Here is a 22245-nt window from a genome sequence, read left to right on the forward strand (position 1 = left end):
ACTTTAAGTCTTTTGTAGTTCTTGTTTTGAAAATTTCTTATTGAGAAAATCAAACAAATAAAATATTAACATCCCGACCAAATAACCAGTCAATGCTCCAAAAATTATATCAGTTGGAAAATGTACACCTAATGCTATTCTGGAATAAGCCACGATCATTGACCAAATGAAAAAATACTTCATCCAGGGAAACCTGTCCCGCATGAAAAAATACCAGGAAGAGGCTAATCCAAATGTTGTCGAGGCATGAGAAGACATAAATGAAAATCTTCCACCGCAATAATCATACACAATATGCACCATACCAGAAATCGCCTCATCATGACAGGGTCTGAGTCGACCAAAATAAGGTTTAAAGACACCACTGGCGATCCAGTCTGAAAGACTCACTGAGACTATAAAACCAAGAATCATCCACCATGAATCTTTTTTATACTTCCAGATAGTAAAAGCTATAATAAATAAATACAAAGGATACCAGGTCTGTTTTTCTGATATTATAAACCAAAACTGGTCACTGATTGGTGAATTGAGATCGTTAAGTGCTAAAAATAAGGCCGTATCCCACTCTAATATTTTTTCTAACATAACTAAAAATTGATCGCCGTGAAGATAATGAATTGTTAGCCTCTTTTCAATTCGATAATTGTTATTTCAGGAGGCATGCCAATCCTTCCCGGATATCCTATATAACCATAGCCCCGGTTTACATATAAATATTGACCTTCATTTTCATAAAGATCAGCCCATTGTTTATACCTATACTGGGCAGGACTCCATCTAAAATCCCCGATCTCTATCCCCATTTGAAACCCATGGGTATGTCCGGCAAACATAATATCCACATCGCTGGCTGGTCTCACTTCAGCATCCCAATGTGAAGGATCGTGAGATAATAGTAATTTAGCAGCAGCTTCATCTGTTCCATTCAATGCTTTAGACAGATCACCAGCTTTCTTAAATCCAAGTCCCCAGTTTTCCACCCCTACTATGGCGAGGCTGTCACCGCTTTCTTTAAGAATCCTGTTTTCATTATTGAGCAGATCCCATCCCATATAAGCATGAGCATCTTTCAGCTTCTGAAGGTTTGCTGCCTTGGCTTTTTCACTTGGCCATCTTTTATAATCCCCGTAATCATGATTACCTAATGTCGAGTACACTCCAAGCGGAGCCTTTACTCGTTTGAATATCTCAGTATAACCTTTTACCTCATCAGAATCTTCATTAACGAGATCACCTGTAAAGAAAACTACATCAGGTTTTTGATCAAGCAACATATCGACACCACCTTCAACAGCTGTTTTATTAAAAAAAGACCCTGAATGAATATCGGATATCTGTGCGATTCTCAGCCCATCAAACCCCGAAGGCAGATTGGGTAGTTTGATCACTCTTTTTCTAATTCGGTAATCATGCGCTCCACTTATGATTCCATAGCTCATTGCTGCAAGAGGAACTAGTGAACTAATCACGGCTGATTTTGTTAAAAACTCATTTCTGGATATCCCCTCTTTTTTTTCTGTTACACTTTCCGCAACATCAGAAACTTTAGAATTCCCTCCATAAAAAACATTATCAACAAGCCAGATTACTCCGCGTCTGATATCATCAAAGAAAAGAAAAAGAATTCCAAGAATTTTAGAAATAACTGTTCCAAAAGCAACGAGAATAATTACTCTTCCCAAACCGTGCCTATCATTCATGAGAAACACATAGATTACTCCTACGGATAGCACAAACGAAAACATCCAGTAAGTAAAAGTTGTGATTCTCTTGGCCAAATAAGAGCTATCAGCAATTATAGTCTTAATCGCCTGAAAAAAATATAGATCGATCAACAGCATAAATGCCAGAATGATCAGTAACACAAATATGGTATTCATTAGCCGCATTATTAATAGAAAAAACTCCTGCTTCTCATCACAGGTAGCAGGAGTATTTTCTTTAAACTAACGATAAAATTTATTTTCGGTTTTTTAATATTTCGATAAATGATATTTATGATTGATCTTATCAAAAATCAAATACATAACCGGTACAATTACCAGAGTCAGGAAAGTAGCGAATGAAAGTCCGAAGATAATTGTCCATGACATTGGCCCCCAGAAAATAACATTATCACCACCTATATAGAAATCCGGCTGATATTCAGTGAAGAATTTTATGAAATCTATATTGATTCCCACAGCCAGCGGTATCAAACCAAGCACTGTTGTAATTGCAGTTAGCAAAACAGGTCTTAAACGCGTCTTACCGGCTTCCACAATTGACTCAAGAATATCATGCATGCTTAACCTGGCATCCGAATGCAGTTCTGCTCGCTTTCTTTCCCTGATAAGTTCAATAAAGTCGATAAGTACGATGGCATTATTCACTACAATACCGGCGAGTGAAATGATACCGATCATGGTCATAATCACAACGAACTTCATATTAAACACCACAAGACCAAGGAATACACCGATAGTACTCAAGATCACCGAGGTCATGATGATCAAAGGAGCAGTAATTTTATTAAACTGCGCCACGATGATCAGGAAGATCAAAAATACAGCCAGGATCAGTGCACTGCTAAGGAATTCCAGCTCTTCAGCCTGTTGTTCCTGTTCACCCGTGAACTTGATCTCATATCCTTGCGGCAGATTATAACCAGCAAGCAAGTCTTTTAGTTGCTGAGTAATCTCCGTTGCATTATAACCTTGTATTACATTAGAAGTAATCGAGACAACTCTGTCCAGGTTTCTCCTTTTGATCGAACCGTAAGTAGTACTGAGTTCTGCATCAGCAACAGATGAGATCGGTACCTGGTGAATGGCACCTGAAGACTGATCACGGAAAATTATATCCCTGTTCATCAGTTTATTCAAATCATATCGATATTGCTCAGCAAGTCTTAACTCGATATCATAATCGTCTTCACCAAGCTTGTACTGACCGATTTCTTTACCAAAAATCGATGTTCTCAATTCATTACCTATACTGTAAGTTGAAACACCAAAACGTCTGGCTTTATCGCGATCAATATCAATAATCAGTTCTGGTTTACCTGTTTCAAGATCTGATTTTAACTTTTCTATACCTTCGATATCTGAATTATTGATCTTGGTAAGAACATTCTCAGTCACTTCAATTAACCTGTCATATTCTTCACCTGATATCTCAATACTAATCGGCTTACCAACAGGAGGACCATTTCTGTCTTTTGCCACGGTTATCGTAACACCCGGAGCAATTCCCTTCATCCCTTCCCGGATATCATTCAGGGCTTCGCGAGTATCAATTCCATCCCTGTATTTAAAATCGACAAAATTAACAGTTATACGTGCCTGGTTTGGAGTTTCACTCATACTAACAGCAGTCGGATCGCCCGGATCAGCAGTTCCCTGTCCAACATTAGTAACCACAGACTCTATAATAGGTCTGTATGGCTTAATCAGGCTATCAAGCCGATGATTAACCTTTTGAGTAAATTCATTGGTTTTTTCCACATCTGTTCCAATCGGAAACTCAATAAACACATTCACATATTTCGGTATATTTTCAGGGAAAAATTCGACTTTTGGCATCTTCCAGGCAAATAACCCCACTGATAAAATCAATGTTATTATTGTACCTACAAAGAAGAAAATGTAGTTATGACCCCTTAATGCAAACCTCAATGTTCTTTCATACAAAGACTCCACCTTCGGAAGAAAATTCATTTGAAACTTTATTGAAAGCGGGTTTAATAATAAAATATTAAGCCATAACAAGACCACCACAAGTATGATCAGATTTCCTATGGCAATGGTAACATTGTATTTATCAATAAGTAATCCTGTAGTAATCAATGCTACGGCTATACCAATAGCAATCAGCGAACGAATAAACATCCTTTTACGGTTAAATGTCTTTTCGTGTAACTTCATAAATGACCCTATGAAAACCGGGTTAATAACCAGCGCCACAAATAGCGACGAACCTAATACGATAATTAAAGTAGTTGGGAGGTAATACATAAATTCTCCCATGATTCCAGGCCAGAACATTAATGGCAGGAAGGCTGCAAGTGTAGTGGCTGTTGACGAAATGATCGGCATGGCAACCTCACCAACGCCGTACTTAGTAGCATCCCAGGAGCTATAACCTTGCTCCATCAACCTGTACACATTTTCAACCACAACAATACCATTATCGACAAGCATACCCAATGCCATAATCAGAGCAAAAAGAACCATCATATTAATGGTAATCCCCAGAGCTCCTAAAATGGCAAAAGCCATGAACATCGAAATCGGAATCGCCATACCAACGAAAAGAGAGTTTCTTGTACCCAAAAAGAATAATAAAGTCAGAGTAACCAATATTACCCCGGAGATAATATTATTCTCAAGGTTTGAAACCATGTCCTTAGTCATTTTTGACTGGTCATTGGTAAGAGTAAGCTCTAATTCTGCAGGATAAGATTCACTTTCTTTGTACTCCTCAAGAACATCCATAACCTTTTCAGTAGCAATGATCAGGTTTTCTCCACTTCTCTTTTTAATGTCTAATGCAACTACAGCATCTGATTCGAGCCTCGCATAACTCGATTTGTCAGCATATTCAAACTGAACGTCAGCAACATCCTTTAAATAGACAATATTGTTTTTTTCACTCTTTATAATGATATCCTCGATCTGCCTGGCACGCTCGAATTCTCCAACGATCCTTACTGTTCTTCGGATTTCATTTTGCTTGAGGCTACCTCCTGACATGGTCAGATTTTCAGCCTTTACTGCATTTTCAATATCGGTAAATGTCACTCTCCTTGCTGCCATTCGGTAAGGGTCAGCAAGAATCTTCATTTCCTTTTCATCTATACCAACAAGTTCGGCTTCTGAAATTTCGGAAATGTTTTCTATTTCATCCTTAAGATTTTCTGCATGCTCTTTTAATTCCTCCTGACTAAGATTACCAGTAAGGTTAACTTTCAGGATCGGAAATTCTGAAAAATTCAGTTCAAAAACATTGGGATCCTGAGGCAGGTCACTCGGTAATTCTGGTTTGGCCTTATCAACAGCGTCTTTAACATCAATAAGTGCTTCCTGTACGTCCACATCAGAATTAAACTCTACAATGATCGTTGAATAATCCTGAACTGAAGTAGATCTGATATCTTTCACATCACTTATTGAATTGATCTCCTTCTCAATTGGTCGGGTAACCAGGTTTTCAATATCCGCCGGAGAGTTTCCAGGAAAAGGAGTACCGATGTATATTGTTGGTAAACTAACTTCCGGGAAATTTTCTTTCGGCAGGTTTTGGTAGCTCAGAAGTCCCATCACCACTACCAGGAAGGAAAGGAAGAATACAGTAGTTTTATTCTTTATTGCAGCCGTTGTCAGGCCGAAAGACTTCAGTACTTCGTCCTTATTATTATTTTTTTTATTTTCTTCAGCCATAATTGTAATTACTTAACAATTTCTACAATACTACCTTCACTTACTTCTCTGTATCCGGTAACAATTACATTATCACCAGCGGAAAGACCTGACTCGATCTCAGCATTACCGTTGAAAGTCTGCCCTACCTCTATGTATACCTTTTCTGCTACAGGTTCATCGCCATCTTTTTTAGTTTTATACACATAAAAACCACGGCTATCTTGTAGTATAATCTTATCCGGGATAATGATCGCATCTTCATTTTGATAATCGGCCAGTCGGATAGTTGCCATGAGATTTGGCTTTAACAAGTCATTGTCTTTTGGAAGTTTAACCTGTAAAGTAAATGTTCTGTTTGCCTGGTTAATCACATCTCCAACAGCAGAAACAGTGGTTTTGTAAGATTCTTTAAATGCAGGAAAGAATACTTCCACGCTATCACCTTTTTCAAAACTACCAATGTATCTTTCAGAGACATCTGCCTCAATCTTTAAGTCATTAAGGTTTACAATTCTGACCATTGGCATACCCGGAGAAGCAACTTCTCCTTCTTTAGCCATTACGCCATCAACTTTCCCTGAAAAAGGAGCTGTGATATAAGAATTACTCAATTGTGATTTAAGACTTGCTATTCTTTTTTCAAGTGTTTCTTTTTGAGTCTGTGCGTTCAGATAGTCGATTTCACTACCCACACCTTGCTCATAAAGTTTTTTACGCTTTTCGTACATGGTCTTTGCAAGGCTATAAGAAGCTTCAGCCTCACTAATGTTGTTACGAATAATGTCAGTATCCAAAACAACAAGAGTTTGTCCTTTTCTAACTTTATCACCTTCAGACACATTTACTCTTTCAATTTGTCCTCCGGCCTGCGCAGCAAGGATTACATTTTGATCGGTTGAAACACTACCATTAATCTCTACAAAATTGGTAAATGTATCTTTTTCCAGATCTTTTACTTCAACCTGGACCTTATTAACAGTTTTCTCGGCAAACTCGGGATCTTCCTTAATAATCTCATTTTCCAAAGAAGTTATCTTCCCTTGCAATTCGGAAGCTTCCTTTTTTAATTCTTTTAACTCTTCCTTCTTTGCTTCAAGATCCTTGTCACAAGAAGTCATGGAAATCACTAAAATAAGTGAGAGAAAAGGTATTAAATTATTTTTCATTTCAGTCTGTGTTTCTTTTGTATGGAATGTTAATTATAATAGTCCAAGTGCTCTTTCAAGTTCAACTCGTGCCATTAAAGCTTCAAAAAGAGCTATATAATAATTGTTTTGTTCAGTTAGATATTCAGAATTTGCTTCGGTAAGTTCTAGACTTGAACCGATGCCTTCAGTGTATTTAAGTTGTGCAGCATTATATACATCTTTTGCTAATTGCATATTTTCTTCCTGTGTATTGAGTGTGTTTACTGCATTTTCAACATCAATTCTTGCTTTTTTAATATTCAGGTCAATGTTATTTCTCAACATCATTCTGTCCTCATCCAGTTTTTCCAGGTCTAATTTTCGTTGCTGTATAATCGAAGATTTTCTCAATCCGTCAAAAATTGGAATTGTTAATCTCACGCCCACATTTGAGTAATCAAACCAGCTATCTGAAAAATTCATCAGATCACCAAAATCATTTCTCCCACCAACAAAACCATAATTAGCAAAAGCATTGATCACAGGTAGATATTGTGCTTTTGTGTTTTTCATATTATAGGTAGTGAGTTTAACTCTGGTATCTAAAATTGAATACTCAATTCTGTCTGAGTATTCAAATTCCTGAATGTTTGCCTGGAGTGTCTCAAATTGCATATCTCTTATAGTCTCTTCTATAACCAGATTCTGATCAAGAGGCATACCCATCTGGAATTTCAATAATTCTAAAGCTATCTCCAGGCTACGCTTATTGTTTTCATAAGTAGTTTTCAGGTTGTTATGATTGATCTTAAGCCTGTTAACCTCCATCTTTTCAACAAACCCCTCATTATATAATATCTGAGTTTCGTTCAAAACAGAATCAACTCTCGCCAGGTTAGCCTTTACAAGGTCTAATCGCTCAGAAGAAACCATAACAGTGTAATATGCTTTGATCACATTTTCTTTTACATCTACCTGAGTTTTGATATACGATTTATCAGAGAGTTCTTTTAATGTTTTAGTTGCCTGGACACCAACAAAATAACTCCCGTTAAAAATTAATTGAGTAAGTTCGATCCCGGCGTTCCCGGAATATTTGGTTCCAAGAGCAAAAGTAACAGGACCTTCAGTTCCTCCATTTGGCGGAATAAAAGGGTTATCGCCTTCTACAACCACTTGCCTAAGATTTATGTTATAGGTCAGGTCTGCATTTGCATTGATCTGAGGAAGTCCCTGTGCAACCACTTCGCTAACCTGCGCTTTAGAAATCTCTCTGTCAAGGTTAGATTTGATCAAGGCCTGATTATTTTCCAATGCATAATTTATACAATCCTGCAAAGTAAAAACTGAATCAGAACCTGACTCCGTTTCCTGCTCCTGGGCATAGATAGCTGGCAGGCTAATAATTAAAAATCCGAGTATGTAAATAATTCGATTAGTCACCTCAATTATATGTTTTGTTCTTTCTTAAATTCATCTACTAACTTCTCGTAACGCTCTGCACCTTTCTTGGTAAGTAAGCCATGTACGAAGAAATCAAATACTTTTATTTGTAAATCAGCCATATTGTACTCCTGGGGGGAGAACTCGTCCATATTCAATACGGCATCAAATAAAATCAACCTCAATTTTGATATTACATCCACGTCGATATCACTTCTGAAATATCCCTGAGAGATACCCTCTTTTAATGATCTTATAACTTCCTGTCTGAAAACATTCTCTTTGAAATCCTCAAACAATGCCCATGATTCAGGATAATATTTTTTCATATCGTAAAACATGGTCGGGTTCATATACTGAAAACTCTCACGGATATGTTTTGAGACATTCCCCATCTCAGTTATCACATCATTATCTGCTCCGATACAATCTTTGATCTCGGCTTTCTTTTGAGTTAACAGATATTTTGTACCCTCATATATCAGGTTGTTTTTATCATTGAAATGAGAATAAACCGTTTTCTTGGATATACCCATACTGGCAGATATTTCGTCCATGGTAACAGAACGAATACCGTATTTCATAAAAAGAGCATATGCTCCTTCCATGATTTTCTCTCTCTGTGTTTGTGTTTCTGTATTTTTTTCTATTGCCATATCGTCATAATACTCCGGAAACTTTTGCAAGTTTAAAAGTTTCCTTGGTTTCTTACAACGAATATGTCTGTTAATTGTTTAAAATTTTCATATAAAACCTGAATAATTATTTAAATGGAAGAAAAAATATGGCAAGCGGCAGCAAATTAAATACTGTCATGAATATATTTATTGAAGTACGTTTTATAAATCATGGGTTAATAATACCTTTGCATTGAAATTAAATAACTGCTTATCATCGATGATTCTTTTTTACAAAGGTGTTCACAACAATATATTTGTAATTTCTACAAATCACTTACCATCAGAAGACGAATCTAAAAAACTTAAATGGCTGCTAGGCAATGCAGAAAGAATTGATTCTGAGAAGTTAACAGGCAAATTTAGAGGCCCCAGAACTGAAATGATCACTCCATGGAGTACCAATGCAGTAGAGATCACTCAAAACATGGGGATATCAGGAATTGACCGGATTGAGCAATTTTATGAAATGAAAGAGGGCGACAGCTATGATAAAATGCTGGAGCATGTTTACAACGAGCTTGACCAGTCAATTTTCGATGTAAACATTGAGCCTGAAAAGATTAAAGAGATCGATGATATTCGTACCTATAACGAGAAAGAAGGACTGGCTCTGAATGAAGAAGAGATAGTTTACCTTGAAAAAGTCAGTGAGGAGTTGGGTAGAAAACTTACCGATTCTGAAGTATTTGGTTTTTCCCAGGTAAATTCTGAGCATTGCAGACACAAGATTTTCAATGGCAAATTCATTATTGACGGCCACGAAAAAAAATCCTCTCTTTTTCAGCTAATAAAAAAAACATCCAAAGAACATCCGAATAAAATAGTTTCTGCATATAAAGATAATGTAGCTTTTGTCGAAGGACCGCGGGCTCAACAATTTGCTCCGGTAAGACAGGATATACCTGAATACTTCGAAATAAAAGAGTTTGACAGCGTTTTATCGCTTAAAGCAGAGACCCATAACTTCCCGACTACTGTTGAGCCATTTAACGGCGCTGCAACAGGATCAGGTGGGGAAATCAGGGATAGAATTGCCGGCGGAAAGGGCTCAATGCCAGTAGCCGGTACTGCAGTTTATATGACTGCTTACTCAAGAGCGGAAAAAAACAGAAGCTGGGAGAGTCATACAGAGCCAAGGGAATGGTTATATCAGACTCCTTTGGAAATCCTTATTAAGGCATCAAATGGAGCCAGTGACTTTGGTAATAAATTTGGTCAGCCATTAATATGTGGATCTCTTTTAACATTTGAACACTCCGAAAACGATACTAACTGGGGTTATGACAAGGTGATCATGCTTGCCGGTGGTATAGGATATGGAAAGAAATCAGATAGTCTGAAGCAAACTCCAGATAAAGGAGACCGGGTGATCGTAATGGGAGGTGACAACTACCGAATTGGTATGGGAGGAAGTGCTGTATCTTCTGTTGCTACTGGTGAATTTGCCAATGCAATTGAATTAAATGCCATTCAACGTTCCAACCCTGAAATGCAAAAAAGAGTTTTCAATGCGATCAGGGCAATGGCCGAAAGCGATGATAATCCAATCATTTCTATTCACGATCATGGTGCAGGAGGACATTTAAATTGCCTTTCTGAACTTGTAGAAGAAAAGGGAGGAAGAATTGAGGTCGACAAACTTCCTGTAGGAGATCCTACTCTATCTGAAAAAGAGATAATCGGAAACGAATCTCAGGAAAGAATGGGACTTTTAATGAAGGAAAAAGATTTCGAAACCCTTAAGAAAGTTTCTGAGAGAGAAAGAGCACCTTTATATAATGTCGGGGAGATCACTGGTGATATGAAACTCATTTTCGAAGGAAAAAATGAGAAAAACCCGATAGATCTTAAGCTAAGTCATTTCTTTGGTTCTTCTCCTCAAACGATAATGGAGGATAAAAGCATCAAACCTGATTTTTCTCCAATAAAGTACAATACCGCACTGCTAGGAAAATATATTGAAGATATTCTTCAGATCGAAGCTGTGGCTTCAAAAGACTGGTTGACCAATAAAGTAGACCGATCTGTTACAGGAAAAGTAGCCAAACAGCAAACAGCAGGTGAAATTCAGGTTCCATTGAATAACGTAGCAGTTATTGCGGCCGATTACCAGGGAATTAAAGGTACTGCTACCTCTATAGGTCATGCTCCCGTGCCTGGATTAATTTCTTCAGCTGCAGGTTCACGATTATCTATCGCAGAAGCATTAACTAATATTGTATGGGCACCTCTTACTACAGGCCTGGAAGGTATTTCACTCAGTGCAAACTGGATGTGGCCTTGCAATAACCCTGGAGAAGATGCCAGACTTTATGACGCTGTTGAAGCCGTAAGTGATTTCTGTATCGAACTGGGAATCAATGTTCCAACCGGAAAAGATTCTCTTTCCATGACACAGAAATATAAAGATGGTAAGGTTTACTCTCCTGGAACAGTAATCATTTCTGCAATCGGAGAAGTTGAAAACATAAGAAAAACAATAGAACCAGTATTACAACCAGATGATGATACTGATTTAGTTTATATAGATTTTAGTAATAAAAAGCATCAATTAGGAGGTTCATCTTTTGCCCAGTTATTAGGTAAAGTCGGAGAACATTGCCCGGATGTTGATGTGAATTATTTCAAAGATTCTTTCATTACCCTGCAGCAACTTATTAAAGATGATATGATCATTGCAGGTCATGATATTTCTTCCGGTGGATTATTTACAGCGATTGCTGAAATGTGCTTTGGGTCATCAGAGGCCGGAGTCAACATTAATCTTTCAGATATCAGATCTGACCTGGTCACTACCTTATTTAATGAAAACCCTGGAGTAATTGTTCAGGCAAAAGATGGTGACAAGATAGTAGAAGCTTTTAAAGAAAAAGGTCTTAAAGCTGTTATAATTGGTAATGCAAATTCTTCAGGAAAAATTGATATAACTAAAGAGGATGTAAATATTTCGCAAGATGTTAATTACCTGAGAAAGCTGTGGATGAGATCTTCTTATTTACTGGATCAGGATCAAAGTGGTAAAGATCTTGCTAAAGAGAGATATGAAAACATTCCATTCCAGAAGCTATCATTTACCTACCCTGAAGGATTTAAGGGTAGCTATGAATCGCAGGGTATTAACCCTGACCGAAGAGAAAAATCAAATGTCAGGGCAGCAATTATCAGGGAAAAGGGAGTTAATGGTGACAGGGAAATGGCCTGGGCACTTCACCTTGCAGGTTTTGATGTAAAAGATGTTCACATGACCGACCTGATTTCTGGCAGAGAAACACTCGAAGATGTAAATATGATCGTCTTTGTTGGTGGTTTCAGTAATTCAGACGTTTTGGGATCAGCAAAAGGATGGGCTGGAGCTTTTAAGTTCAATGAAAAAGCTAACGAAGCCCTTCATAGGTTTTACGAAAGAGAAGACACATTGAGCCTTGGTGTATGTAACGGTTGCCAGCTTATGATGGAGTTAGGCTTATTATGGCCTGAAATGGGCGATAATCATCCAACAATGCATCATAACGACTCACATAAATTTGAATCAGGGTTTGTAAATATGACGATCCCTGATAATAATTCTGTCATGCTTAACTCCCTGGCAGGTTCACAATTGGGAATCTGGGTTGCTCATGGTGAAGGCAAATTCATTTTAGGTGACACAGAGGATAAGTTCAACATAGTTGGTAAATATACTTATTCGGGCTATCCGGGCAATCCAAATGGCTCCGACTTCAACACCGCTGCAGTATGTAGCAAAAATGGCCGCCATTTGGCTATGATGCCACACCTTGAAAGGAGTCTTTTCCCCTGGAACTGGGCAAATATTGATGAAAAGCATAAATCAGATGAGATCACACCGTGGGTGGAAGCTTTTGTTAACGCACGGAAATGGGTAGAAAATAACAGTTAATGAGCGATAAATTGTTTTTGCTTCCGGGTCCTTCACGGGTAGATCGCAGGGTACCAAAGTACCTTGGTGATGCCTATGATGAGGGATTCATGAGCTATAACCATCGTAGTCCGCAGGTTATTGAATTAATAAAAAACACTACCGGGATGATGAGAAAACGCCTCAATATCCCGGCTGACTATACTATTACTTTCGTCAGTTCGGCAACAGAATGCTGGCAAATAATTGCACAGTCAATTATTAAAAAGAAAAGTTGCCATATCTATAATGGTGCGTTTGGCAAAAAATGGTTTAATAACACAGTTAAGCTAGGATGTGAAGCCGAGGCCGTCGAGTTTGACATTAATGAGGATATTCCAGTTGATAAAATACAAGAAATAAAAGCTGATACTTTTTGTATTACTCATAATGAAACTTCAAATGGCACAGCTTTAAGTAAAGAAGAAATACTCGCACTGAGACAAATCCACGGAAAAGCAATCATCGCAGTTGATGCAACTTCATCAATGGCAGGTTATAAGCTGCCATTCAATCTGGCCGACATCTGGTATGCAAGTGTTCAAAAATGTTTCGGATTACCAGCCGGAATGGGGGTCTTAATACTTTCCCCCAGGGCTGTGGAAAGAGCTTTCAAGGTTAATAATACAAATCATTACAACAGCCTGGTAAACATTATTAATCAGGCATCACAATTCCAAACGACCCATACACCAAACGTTGCAGATATTTACCTGATGTACCGTGTTTTAAAGAAAAGAAAAAACATCGAAAAAGTATTTAATGACCTCAAGTCCAGGTACAAAAACATCGAGCGGGCGGTATCGGAAAATAATTCTGTTGACTGGCTTGTAACAAATAAAGAAAAGAGATCGTATACCGTTCTTGCCTTGAAATATCTACCTGAAGATATCAGCATATATAAACTTGCAGATGATGCCGAGATCGTTTTAGGTAAAGGTTATGGGAAATGGAAAGATGATACTTTCAGGATGGCTAATTTTCCGGCCTTAAGAAAAAGGGAAATAAATAAACTACTAAATTTTTTAGAGGTCATTTAAATAATTTCAATCCAGCAATGCTAAATTTCAAAGAGATTATTTCTGTTACTTTAATTTTATTTTCAGTAATAGACATTTTAGGAAGCGTCCCTATAATTATTGATTTACGAAGACAACATGGTCATATAGACTCAACTAAGGCTACCCTGGTTTCCGCAGGGATTATGATAGCATTTCTTTTTATCGGAGAAAGATTACTCAATCTTTTTGGTATCGATGTACAATCATTTGCTTTAGCCGGAGCCGTGGTAATGATAATTATAGGTATGGAGATGATTCTAGGGCACAGTTTTTTCAAATCTGAGGAGATCGATACCTCGGGGGCCAGTATAGTTCCACTAGCCTTCCCTTTGATAGCTGGTGCAGGAACTTTGACAACCCTGGTCTCGCTTCGAGCCGAATATGAAACGCAAAATATCCTGGCCGGAGTGATATTTAATCTTATTTTCGTATTTGCAGTATTAAAATCTTCAGGCTGGCTTGGTAAAAAGATCGGTCCTGCCGGATTTAGTGTTATGAGAAAGGTATTTGGTATAATATTACTTGCCATCTCAATCAAACTTATAAAATCAAACATTGGATCATTATGATAACTATTTACACAGATGGCGCTTCCAGAGGAAACCCGGGACCAGGAGGATACGGTACCGTTCTAATGCACAGGCACCACAAAAAAGAGTTATCTGAAGGATTCAGGAAGACAACCAACAACCGGATGGAACTTCTGGCGGTGATCAAAGGGCTCGAACAAATAAAAAAAGAAGGATGGGACGTCACTATATACAGTGACAGTAAATACGTAGTTGACTCAGTTTCAAAAGGTTGGCTTTGGGGGTGGGTAAAAAAAGGATTTAAAGGCAAAAAAAATGCCGACCTTTGGAGAAAATTTATACCTTTATACAATAAACACAATGTGAAATTTGTGTGGGTTAAGGGGCATGCCGGTAATCCAATGAATGAGCGTTGTGATCAGCTTGCTGTTCAAGCTGCAGATGGAAATAATTTAAAAATCGATGAGGGGTTTGAAGAACAGGAAAGCAATCCAGATTTATTTTAAACTCTTTGAATGGAAGGTAAAAAGTTAAAAGTTCCATACCTGTTTATAATCGTTACTACAATTCATCTTGTAGCAATAATCCTTGAACTGGAGATTTTAAGAAATATCTCAAAAGCTTTTATTATCCCGGTAATACTTATCTATTACTTTATTTCTTCCAGGTCTTTTGGAATTCAAACCAGCTTCTGGATAATTTTAGCCCTGATTTTAAGTTGGACCGGAGATATTCTTTTGATCTTCGAAGAAAACAATTCACAGTTCTTCCTTCTTGGGCTTATCGCATTTTTATTCAGTCATTTATCTTATATAATATCATATCATAAGTTTCAGGATTTCACTACAAAGCAGATTTTAAGAAAAGTTCCTATACCAGTGGTTATCGGTATAATTATTTATACATTATTTCTATTGTATATTATTTTGCCTTCCGTTGCTATTGATATGACTTTTCCCGTAACGATATATGGGATTGTTCTGGCATTTCATGCAATATTCGCAGCAGGATATGGGAATCAGGTAGTTCCTCAAAACAAAATTATATTTCTCGGTGTTTGTTTGTTTGTACTATCAGATAGCCTGTTAGCTATTAATGCATTCAGAACTGCCTTACCTGCAAGCGGACTCCTGATCATGACAACTTATTGTTTTGCTCAGTTATTCATTATTGTTGGTTTTTTAAAGACTGCTGCAAAACTGGTTGATCCTCTTAAATAATATTTTGGGATTTGATCGAATTTTAATATTATTGATAAGAATAGTACCATTGTTTTAATTGATATACCAACTCCATTTTTATGTTTAAAATTGGCTACGACGCAAAAAGAGCTTTTAATAACTTCACAGGACTGGGAAATTATTCCCGGACACTTATTAGAAGTATCGCTGAAAATTTCCCTGATAACGAGCTATACTTATTTACTCCGAAGGTTAAAAACAAGCCTGTCGTAGAACAGTTTAAAAATTCTGATCATTATCAGATTGTACTACCAGATGGTAAAATGAAATCTTATTGGAGAACATATGGTATTACTAAACTTCTCAAAGATAAAGACATTGATATTTATCACGGATTAAGCAATGAGTTACCGTCTAATATTCAAAGTGCTCATATAAAAAGCATTGTTACTATTCATGACCTCATCTTCAAGATACATCCAGAACACTTTCCTTTTATAGACAGAAAGATCTATGAATATAAATGTCAGAGCGCTTGCATGAAATCCGATAAAATCATTGCAATCAGTGAAAGTGCCAAAAACGACATTATAAAATTTTATAATACGCCTGAAGAAAAGATCGAGGTGATCTACCAGGCATGCGGAGAGCAGTATAAGAAAGAAAAATCTCAGGAAGAGTTAAAGCAGGTGAAGGATAAACATAAATTACCTGACGAATTCCTGCTATTTGTAGGAACAATCAATGACCGCAAAAATCTTAAAGGACTAATAAAAGCCATCAGTGCGTTACCAGAAAAAAACAGGATTCCAGTTGTAGTAGTAGGAAGTGGTAAAAGATATAAAAAAGAGTCAATTGAAATGATCCGGGCTAAAGGTCTTCAAAAATACTTTTATTTCTATAAAAATATCGGTGATGAGGATTTAGCGGCATTTTATCAGCTTTCTACAGCATTTATTTACCCCTCATTATATGAAGGTTTTGGTATTCCGGTAATTGAAGCTTTAAATAGCAAAACACCTGTCTTAGCCTCTAAAACCAGCTCAATACCCGAAGCAGGAGGGAATGCAGCTGAATATTTCGACCCTTACAATCCTGAAGATATGGCTTATACTATTTCAAAAGTTCTGGAAAGTGAAAACCTTCAAAAAGAAATGATATCCAAAGGCCTAGAACATGCTCAAAAGTTTAGTTCTGACGCTGCAGCTAAGAAAATCATGAATTGTTACAAGAGTTTAATGAAATAATAGAGACTCAACCTTTACCTTCAAGCTCTTTATACAATTGAAGGTACTTGTCAATCATAGATTTAATACTGTAATCACTCACTAATTGTAGTGCATTTTCTGATAACTCCTTTCTAAGGGTGTTATTTTCAATGAGTTTCAAAATATTAAAAGCAAATCCTTCTTCATCTCCGGGTTCTAATGTGTAACCTGTATAATTATCTATAACTATTTCGGGAATTCCCCCAACCTTAGATGCGACTGCTGGTACCCCAGATGCAAAGGCATCTAAAATACTTGATCCTAAACCTTCTGAAATTGAGGTTAAAACAAATAAATCTGATTGTAATAATATATTTGGAACATCTTTTCTAAAACCGGTAAATATAACATGATCCTCAATGTTAAGAGTCCGGGTTAATTCCATTAAGTTATCTTTTTCCGGCCCCTCTCCTACAATTAAAAATTTAATATTAACATCAGACTTTCTTAATACTAATGAAGCCGCTTTTATGAATGTTTCTAAATTCTTTTCCCTATTTAAAGCTGAAACATTTACAACTAGTTTATTGTCTTCTTCAAAATCAAATTCCTCATGAAGCTTTTTTTCATTGCTAATATTTTTAAATCTGTTTAAGTCAATAGCAGAATGGATTACAGTTATTTTTTCAGGGTCCTTAACAATTTTTTCTACCTCTTCTTCTACAGCTTTTGATATGCATATGATTTTAAGAAGCCTGGGGGTATTATATTTCCAAATATTAATTTGTTTTTGCTTAATGGGAAATATAACTCTTCTATGTAAAATGAATTGATCGAAATTAATAAGCTTTCCAGCTAGCAACCCTAAGGTATGGGCTTTAGAACTATGAAGGTGAACGTAATCCGGATTAATTTGCTTTATTAATTTAGATAATTTTAAAATTGCTATTGGATTAATTGAGTTCACATAATTGATACTGAAATAGTTCAGATTATTATCGATGGCATATTTTTCCATTTCAGAATTTGCATCACAAATAAGATAGTTTTCGACTCCTCTATCATTTAAATGATTAATGAGATAAGCAATTTGCTGTTCTCCACCTCTCCAAAACTTCTCAGTACTTATATGAACTAATTTCATGTGTAGTTATCAGGGAAATTCAAAAATCAAATATCACAGGTAAAACTAACTTTTAATTTTAAAACATCGTAATAAAAGCCAGCTAGAGCATCAACAGTATGCAGGTAATATCTTTTTTACAAGTAATCTCAACTACTTAGCCTATATCTTGCTTTCTTGAGTAACATTAAATATCTTAATAATACAACAATGTGTAATCATGAAATATTTAATACTGCTGTTTTTCATAGTTTCTTTCACCCAGGTAAATGCTCAAACAAATGGAGCGTCCTATAAAATGTCATCCAATAAAGTGGATGAAATGGATATTATAATCAAATATGAACGACTTAAACTCAACGGCAGAGATGTGTGGGGTACGGAAATACCATATAACATGGTATGGAAACCAGGAATCACAAAACCTCCGGTATTAATTATAGACCGGCCTGCAGAGATTGGTCAAACAAAGCTTTCAGCGGGTTCATATAGTATCTTTACAATTCCCGGAAATAGATATTGGACAGTTATGATCACTCCGGAATCCGAAGTTTATGATAAGGATAAAGTACTCACCACATTGCAAGTTCCGGTAAAATCAACTCCCGGCAAAGTTGAACAGATGCAATTCAGCATTAATGATCATGGTTATGTCATATTTGCCTGGGATAATATTCACTGGTCTTTTGAAATTGACCCACAATAATCTAAGTACCTTTTAGTATTTCTTCAAGTTTAATTAAAGCAACACTCTCTTAGTATTGTCTATTCTATTCTATTTTAAGTTCAATTTGTTTCAAGATATGTCCGACTTATTGAATCAAGTGTTCGAAAACATTACACTTTTATCATGCCAAACAATCAAAAATAACTTCTAATCTACTGATTATCAATCTATTAAGACTTATTGGCACAAGGTTGGCATTACTGTAAGTAAATAATTTAAAAACAATATAAATCTTACAGTTATGAAAACTTCAGCAATAATAAACAAAAAATCAATCTGGTTAACCTTGGGTATAATGGTTGCCATAATGATTGGATTCACAAACATTGCAAAAGCAAATGATGATGTGAACTGTTGTACCATTGATACAATCTCAGAAGCAAAAGTTGAAAAAAATGAATTAAAATTGACCATTGAATTCATCGAAAATGAAATCCTATTAGATGAGCACTTTGGATATTTAAACAATGCTTCTTACAGCTTTATAGATGAATCTAATAAAGTGATATTTTCTAAAACATATGAGTTCATGCAAGAGAATGAGGATCAAGAATTAGCAAACCTATTAAAAAACTCAGAACTTATTATGAAAGATGGAGATGATCACTACTACTTATACACAGGTTCACAACTTAAATAAGAACCGGAGGTGTCTGGTTTTAAAAACAAAAGCAGACACCTCTTATTTTTACTGTTTTAATTCTCTATAATTCTTACAACTCATTTCATCATAATCACATATCCCCTATCTTTAAAGCTCGATCAAATATTTTTTAAATGGCTAACGATTTTTTCGAGTTTAAAAAATTCAAAATAATTCAAGAAAATGCTGCTATGAAGGTATGCACTGATTCATGCCTTTTCGGTGCGTTAATACCGGTCAAAAACGGATATAAAATTCTTGATATCGGAACTGGAACGGGTTTATTATCTCTAATGCTTGCTCAAAAAAAAGAAGTTGATATAACTTCTGTTGAATCTGATCCAGATAGCATTAAAGACGCATCAGCAAATATTTCATCCTCCCCTTTTAGTAAACAAATAACTCTGGTTGAAAAGCGAATTCAGGATTTTGCACTGGAATATCAGGATAAATTTGATTTAATCGTCTGCAATCCGCCTTTCTTTGAAAATCATTTAAAATCGGATAAAAAAAACACGAAAGCTATTCACAATGATGATCTTCCTTATGAAGATTTGGTATCAATAATTAACAAGTTATTGAATGAAGAAGGTGAGGCATTTATTATGTATCCACCTCATCAAATGACAATATTCGAAAGAATAGCTTCTTTCTATCATCTGAACGTTTTGAAAAGAATAATTGTCAGGGACAAAAAAGACAAAAATCCGATTAGATACATTTGCTGTTTTATAAAATCTGAAGCTATAAGCGAACCGGTAGAACAGGAATTAATTATAAAAGAAGAGAATGGAGAATACTCCAAACCCTTCTCAGAACTTTTAAGTCCTTATTATCTAAAGTTATAGATCAGTTATCTTGTGGCTGAAATTTATATTCTTTAAACACTACACCCATTTTCTCCAGCTGTTCGAGAATAGGTAAATAGATATCTTTTTTAACCGGTCTGACAACTCCTGTAGATGTAATTTTTCCTTCAAGGATCATTTCAGCGGCTATTCCGAGGGGCAGACCTACAGTTTTCGCCATCGCTGTCCTTTCAGAATCATCACCTTCAATTACCATAAATGAGTCGATTCCATGATCTGTATCTCCGGAACGATATCTGAATTTATGGACCATTACGATTCGATCGTTATCATCTTCATCCATAGTCCATTTTTTCTTAAGGATATGTTCAAGTATTTGTGCAGGCGTTCCTTTTTGAAGTCCGACAGGTATATCCTGAAACATATCAAGCCATTTAAATTTATGCATGACTTCCGAATCCAGATCAATCCTTAGGTAATGAGCTAATTTAAGCTCTACGGAGTCTGTCGGGTTATAAGCAAGAAATGAATTAATAAATTCCCTGTGAGTCATTTTCTCCACTCCTTCCATTTGGTAAGAATCATCTGTTGCTCCAAGTTGAACAAAAGCATCCCACGCCCGACAGAAACCAGGTCTTCTCAAGGTACCTCGATAAAGAGTTTTAATGTTTCTCAATCCATAAACATCAAGGTATTTAAGCGAATCACGATTAGCATAACCTTCGAAAAAGCAATGATCCGGCACTTCAATTATTTCGGTGCGCCTGAATAATCTGTGATAAGGTATAAACTTATATTTACCCTCCTGAATAAACTTCACAGTGCCTGTACCGGCCAGAACCACATTCCTTGGATTCCAGGTAAATTTATATTTCCATGGATTATTCTTTTCAGTATCTTCAGAAAGAAGACCACCTGTAAATGTTTCAAAAGCTGTTAATTCATTATTCGAATCACTTTTGATCTCATCGATAACTTTCATTGCAGACATGTGGTCCAATCCGGGATCAAGGCCGCATTCATTGAGAAAAATGAGTCCTTTTTCCTTTACCTTTTCATCAAAAGCCATCATTTCATCACTTACATAGGAGGCAGTAATAAGATTTTTATCATGGTCAAGACATATTGAAGCAACCATTACATGCATATGTGCTGGCACCATGCTGATCACAATATCAGAAGAACTGATCAATTCACTTAACTTTTCCTTATCACTCAGATCGAGTTGCACAGCTTTTACTGATTCTTTTCCGGCAACTTTTGATTGCGCCAATTCGAGATCCAGGTCAGCAAGAATGAAACTCCATCCTTTCTTATTGCAACAATCGATCAGATAATCGATTAATACAGTGGATGACCTCCCTGCACCTATCACCAGTATTGATTTCATAATATTTTGGGTTTGTTGTGGGAGGCAAATTAGCTGAAATGCATTATCTTGACAAACTGATTTTATTTTTTAATAAGAAAATTTAATATATGACAGGTAAAACCAAATCAATAAATATAAACTATACCGAATACGATTCTTTTGAAGACTTAACTAAGCAATGGCAAAACCTGGTTAAAAAGGCAGAAGAAGCCTGTGAAACAGCTTATGCACCTTATTCTCATTTTAAGGTTGGTGCTGCTCTTGAATTGGAAAACGGAACTATCATAAAAGGAAACAATCAGGAAAACGCTGCTTACCCATCGGGGCTGTGTGCTGAAAGAGTTGCTCTTTTCACTGCCCATTCTCAGTATCCGGACCAAAAAATAAAAAAGCTAACTATTTGTGCGATAAATAATGAGAATAAAAAAACAGGGGTGTCACCTTGTGGTGGTTGCCGGCAAGTAATGGTCGAATTTTCAAAAGAAAACAATATTGAGGTCCTGTTAAAAACCAAGGAAGGTAAATTTCATCTTTTTAACAGTGCGTTAGACCTGGTACCATTTAATTTTAATAAAAAAAACCTGGACGGTTAATCCAGGTTTTCTTTAAATCTTTTTTTGATCAATTTGCTTTTGGAATAACATTAGCTCTTAATGAGACTGCATCCCTGAAAGTAGTGGAGTTACTTACTACAGTTACCACTTTATTTTGCACACCTCTTTTATTAGTACTGTTGAATACAACGTTGATTGATCCTTTTTCTCCTGGAGGAATCGGATCTTTTGGCCAATCTGTTGCGGTACAACCACACTGAACAAGAACATCCGAGATCAATAAAACCTCATTTCCAGTATTCTCAAATACAAATTCGTGACTTACTTTTTCACCTTCAGTAATATCACCAAAATCGACTTTCTTTTGTTCGAAGGTTATTTTAGGCCCATTTTCAGTTTCCTGTGCCTGAATTGTTGCCGTAAATGCAAATAGTATCAAAAATAATACTGACAATCTTTTCATAAC

19 protein-coding genes are annotated in these 22245 nt (G+C 36.3%); 10 read left to right on the top strand and 9 right to left on the bottom strand.

Annotated elements, in window-relative coordinates; translation table 11 throughout:
- Positions 1–3: 3 nt before the first annotated feature.
- From OO013_RS17990 to OO013_RS18015, 6 genes are all read right to left on the bottom strand, one after another.
- The gene (locus tag OO013_RS17990; RefSeq protein ID WP_266058377.1) at positions 4–588 is read right to left on the bottom strand and encodes a phosphatase PAP2 family protein; all 585 of its coding nucleotides are present in this window, start codon (positions 586–588) and stop codon (positions 4–6) included.
- Between the two features lie 35 nt (positions 589–623).
- Positions 624–1883 carry a metallophosphoesterase gene (locus tag OO013_RS17995; protein ID WP_266058378.1) on the bottom strand — a complete coding sequence of 420 codons (1260 nt, stop codon included), beginning with the start codon at positions 1881–1883 and terminating at the stop codon, positions 624–626.
- A gap of 93 nt (positions 1884–1976) precedes the next feature.
- Entirely contained in the window at positions 1977–5423 is a 3447-nt protein-coding gene (locus tag OO013_RS18000) for an efflux RND transporter permease subunit (RefSeq protein WP_266058379.1), read from the bottom strand.
- An 8-nt stretch (positions 5424–5431) separates the two neighbouring features.
- Positions 5432–6571: an efflux RND transporter periplasmic adaptor subunit gene (locus OO013_RS18005; RefSeq protein WP_266058380.1), complete on the bottom strand. Its 1140-nt coding sequence runs from the start codon at positions 6569–6571 to the stop codon at positions 5432–5434.
- Between the two features lie 33 nt (positions 6572–6604).
- Positions 6605–7975 (bottom strand): TolC family protein, encoded by a 1371-nt coding sequence (locus tag OO013_RS18010; protein WP_266058381.1) that lies wholly within the window; start codon positions 7973–7975, stop codon positions 6605–6607.
- Positions 7976–7980: 5 nt separating this feature from the next.
- On the bottom strand, positions 7981–8661 hold the full coding sequence (locus OO013_RS18015; RefSeq protein WP_266058382.1) for a TetR/AcrR family transcriptional regulator: 681 nt from the start codon (positions 8659–8661) through the stop codon (positions 7981–7983).
- Positions 8662–8872: 211 nt separating this feature from the next.
- On the opposite strand from OO013_RS18015, the gene purL reads away from it, so the two are divergent.
- The 6 genes from purL (at position 8873) to OO013_RS18045 (ending at position 16590) form a co-directional block, all read left to right on the top strand.
- A complete protein-coding gene (gene purL, locus OO013_RS18020) occupies positions 8873–12553 on the top strand; it encodes a phosphoribosylformylglycinamidine synthase (RefSeq protein ID WP_266058383.1) in 3681 nt (1226 codons plus the stop codon).
- Complete coding sequence (locus OO013_RS18025; protein ID WP_266058384.1) at positions 12553–13611, top strand: aminotransferase class V-fold PLP-dependent enzyme; 1059 nt, start codon at positions 12553–12555, stop codon at positions 13609–13611. Before purL ends, OO013_RS18025 begins: the two co-directional genes overlap by 1 nt.
- A gap of 17 nt (positions 13612–13628) precedes the next feature.
- Positions 13629–14201 (top strand): MarC family protein, encoded by a 573-nt coding sequence (locus OO013_RS18030; protein ID WP_266058385.1) that lies wholly within the window; start codon positions 13629–13631, stop codon positions 14199–14201.
- A complete protein-coding gene (gene rnhA, locus OO013_RS18035; protein ID WP_266058386.1) occupies positions 14198–14668 on the top strand; it encodes a ribonuclease HI in 471 nt (156 codons plus the stop codon). The genes OO013_RS18030 and rnhA overlap by 4 nt, the downstream gene beginning before the upstream one ends.
- 9 nt (positions 14669–14677) lie before the next feature.
- On the top strand, positions 14678–15382 hold the full coding sequence (locus OO013_RS18040) for a lysoplasmalogenase (protein WP_266058387.1): 705 nt from the start codon (positions 14678–14680) through the stop codon (positions 15380–15382).
- A gap of 80 nt (positions 15383–15462) precedes the next feature.
- Positions 15463–16590 (top strand): glycosyltransferase family 4 protein, encoded by a 1128-nt coding sequence (locus tag OO013_RS18045; RefSeq protein ID WP_266058388.1) that lies wholly within the window; start codon positions 15463–15465, stop codon positions 16588–16590.
- Between the two features lie 7 nt (positions 16591–16597).
- Here OO013_RS18045 and OO013_RS18050 read toward each other — a convergent pair whose 3' ends face one another.
- Positions 16598–17695, bottom strand: coding sequence for a glycosyltransferase (locus OO013_RS18050; protein ID WP_266058389.1), 1098 nt, complete (start codon positions 17693–17695; stop codon positions 16598–16600).
- Between the two features lie 199 nt (positions 17696–17894).
- On the opposite strand from OO013_RS18050, the gene OO013_RS18055 reads away from it, so the two are divergent.
- The 3 genes from OO013_RS18055 to OO013_RS18065 all read left to right on the top strand — a co-directional run bounded on the left by OO013_RS18055 (position 17895) and on the right by OO013_RS18065 (position 19892).
- Entirely contained in the window at positions 17895–18380 is a 486-nt protein-coding gene (locus OO013_RS18055) for a DUF2911 domain-containing protein (protein ID WP_266058390.1), read from the top strand.
- A gap of 262 nt (positions 18381–18642) precedes the next feature.
- Positions 18643–19041: a hypothetical protein gene (locus tag OO013_RS18060; protein ID WP_266058391.1), complete on the top strand. Its 399-nt coding sequence runs from the start codon at positions 18643–18645 to the stop codon at positions 19039–19041.
- A 137-nt stretch (positions 19042–19178) separates the two neighbouring features.
- Positions 19179–19892, top strand: a complete 714-nt coding sequence (locus OO013_RS18065; RefSeq protein WP_266058392.1) for a tRNA1(Val) (adenine(37)-N6)-methyltransferase — start codon at positions 19179–19181, stop codon at positions 19890–19892.
- Position 19893: 1 nt separating this feature from the next.
- Here the strand turns inward: OO013_RS18065 and OO013_RS18070 are convergent, their stop codons facing one another.
- On the bottom strand, positions 19894–21243 hold the full coding sequence (locus OO013_RS18070) for a saccharopine dehydrogenase family protein (protein ID WP_266058393.1): 1350 nt from the start codon (positions 21241–21243) through the stop codon (positions 19894–19896).
- Positions 21244–21332: 89 nt separating this feature from the next.
- Here OO013_RS18070 and cdd point away from each other — a divergent pair, with 89 nt between their 5' ends.
- On the top strand, positions 21333–21818 hold the full coding sequence (gene cdd, locus OO013_RS18075) for a cytidine deaminase (protein ID WP_266058394.1): 486 nt from the start codon (positions 21333–21335) through the stop codon (positions 21816–21818).
- Between the two features lie 28 nt (positions 21819–21846).
- On the opposite strand, the gene OO013_RS18080 is transcribed toward cdd, so the two are convergent.
- On the bottom strand, positions 21847–22242 hold the full coding sequence (locus tag OO013_RS18080; RefSeq protein WP_137091676.1) for a DUF1573 domain-containing protein: 396 nt from the start codon (positions 22240–22242) through the stop codon (positions 21847–21849).
- Positions 22243–22245 lie beyond the last annotated feature (3 nt).

This window comes from Mangrovivirga halotolerans, assembly GCF_026241165.1.
Taxonomy (GTDB): Bacteria; Bacteroidota; Bacteroidia; order Cytophagales; family Cyclobacteriaceae; genus Mangrovivirga; species Mangrovivirga halotolerans.

Coding starts and splice junctions, on each gene's coding strand:
- OO013_RS17990 (WP_266058377.1), bottom strand. CDS start 588: ATGTTAGAAAAAATATTAGAGTGGGATACGGCCTTATTTTTAGCACTT.
- OO013_RS17995 (WP_266058378.1), bottom strand. CDS start 1,883: ATGAATACCATATTTGTGTTACTGATCATTCTGGCATTTATGCTGTTG.
- OO013_RS18000 (WP_266058379.1), bottom strand. CDS start 5,423: ATGGCTGAAGAAAATAAAAAAAATAATAATAAGGACGAAGTACTGAAG.
- OO013_RS18005 (WP_266058380.1), bottom strand. CDS start 6,571: ATGAAAAATAATTTAATACCTTTTCTCTCACTTATTTTAGTGATTTCC.
- purL (WP_266058383.1), top strand. CDS start 8,873: ATGATTCTTTTTTACAAAGGTGTTCACAACAATATATTTGTAATTTCT.
- OO013_RS18025 (WP_266058384.1), top strand. CDS start 12,553: ATGAGCGATAAATTGTTTTTGCTTCCGGGTCCTTCACGGGTAGATCGC.
- OO013_RS18030 (WP_266058385.1), top strand. CDS start 13,629: ATGCTAAATTTCAAAGAGATTATTTCTGTTACTTTAATTTTATTTTCA.
- rnhA (WP_266058386.1), top strand. CDS start 14,198: ATGATAACTATTTACACAGATGGCGCTTCCAGAGGAAACCCGGGACCA.
- OO013_RS18040 (WP_266058387.1), top strand. CDS start 14,678: ATGGAAGGTAAAAAGTTAAAAGTTCCATACCTGTTTATAATCGTTACT.
- OO013_RS18045 (WP_266058388.1), top strand. CDS start 15,463: ATGTTTAAAATTGGCTACGACGCAAAAAGAGCTTTTAATAACTTCACA.
- OO013_RS18050 (WP_266058389.1), bottom strand. CDS start 17,695: ATGAAATTAGTTCATATAAGTACTGAGAAGTTTTGGAGAGGTGGAGAA.
- OO013_RS18055 (WP_266058390.1), top strand. CDS start 17,895: ATGAAATATTTAATACTGCTGTTTTTCATAGTTTCTTTCACCCAGGTA.
- OO013_RS18060 (WP_266058391.1), top strand. CDS start 18,643: ATGAAAACTTCAGCAATAATAAACAAAAAATCAATCTGGTTAACCTTG.
- OO013_RS18065 (WP_266058392.1), top strand. CDS start 19,179: ATGGCTAACGATTTTTTCGAGTTTAAAAAATTCAAAATAATTCAAGAA.
- OO013_RS18070 (WP_266058393.1), bottom strand. CDS start 21,243: ATGAAATCAATACTGGTGATAGGTGCAGGGAGGTCATCCACTGTATTA.
- cdd (WP_266058394.1), top strand. CDS start 21,333: ATGACAGGTAAAACCAAATCAATAAATATAAACTATACCGAATACGAT.
- OO013_RS18080 (WP_137091676.1), bottom strand. CDS start 22,242: ATGAAAAGATTGTCAGTATTATTTTTGATACTATTTGCATTTACGGCA.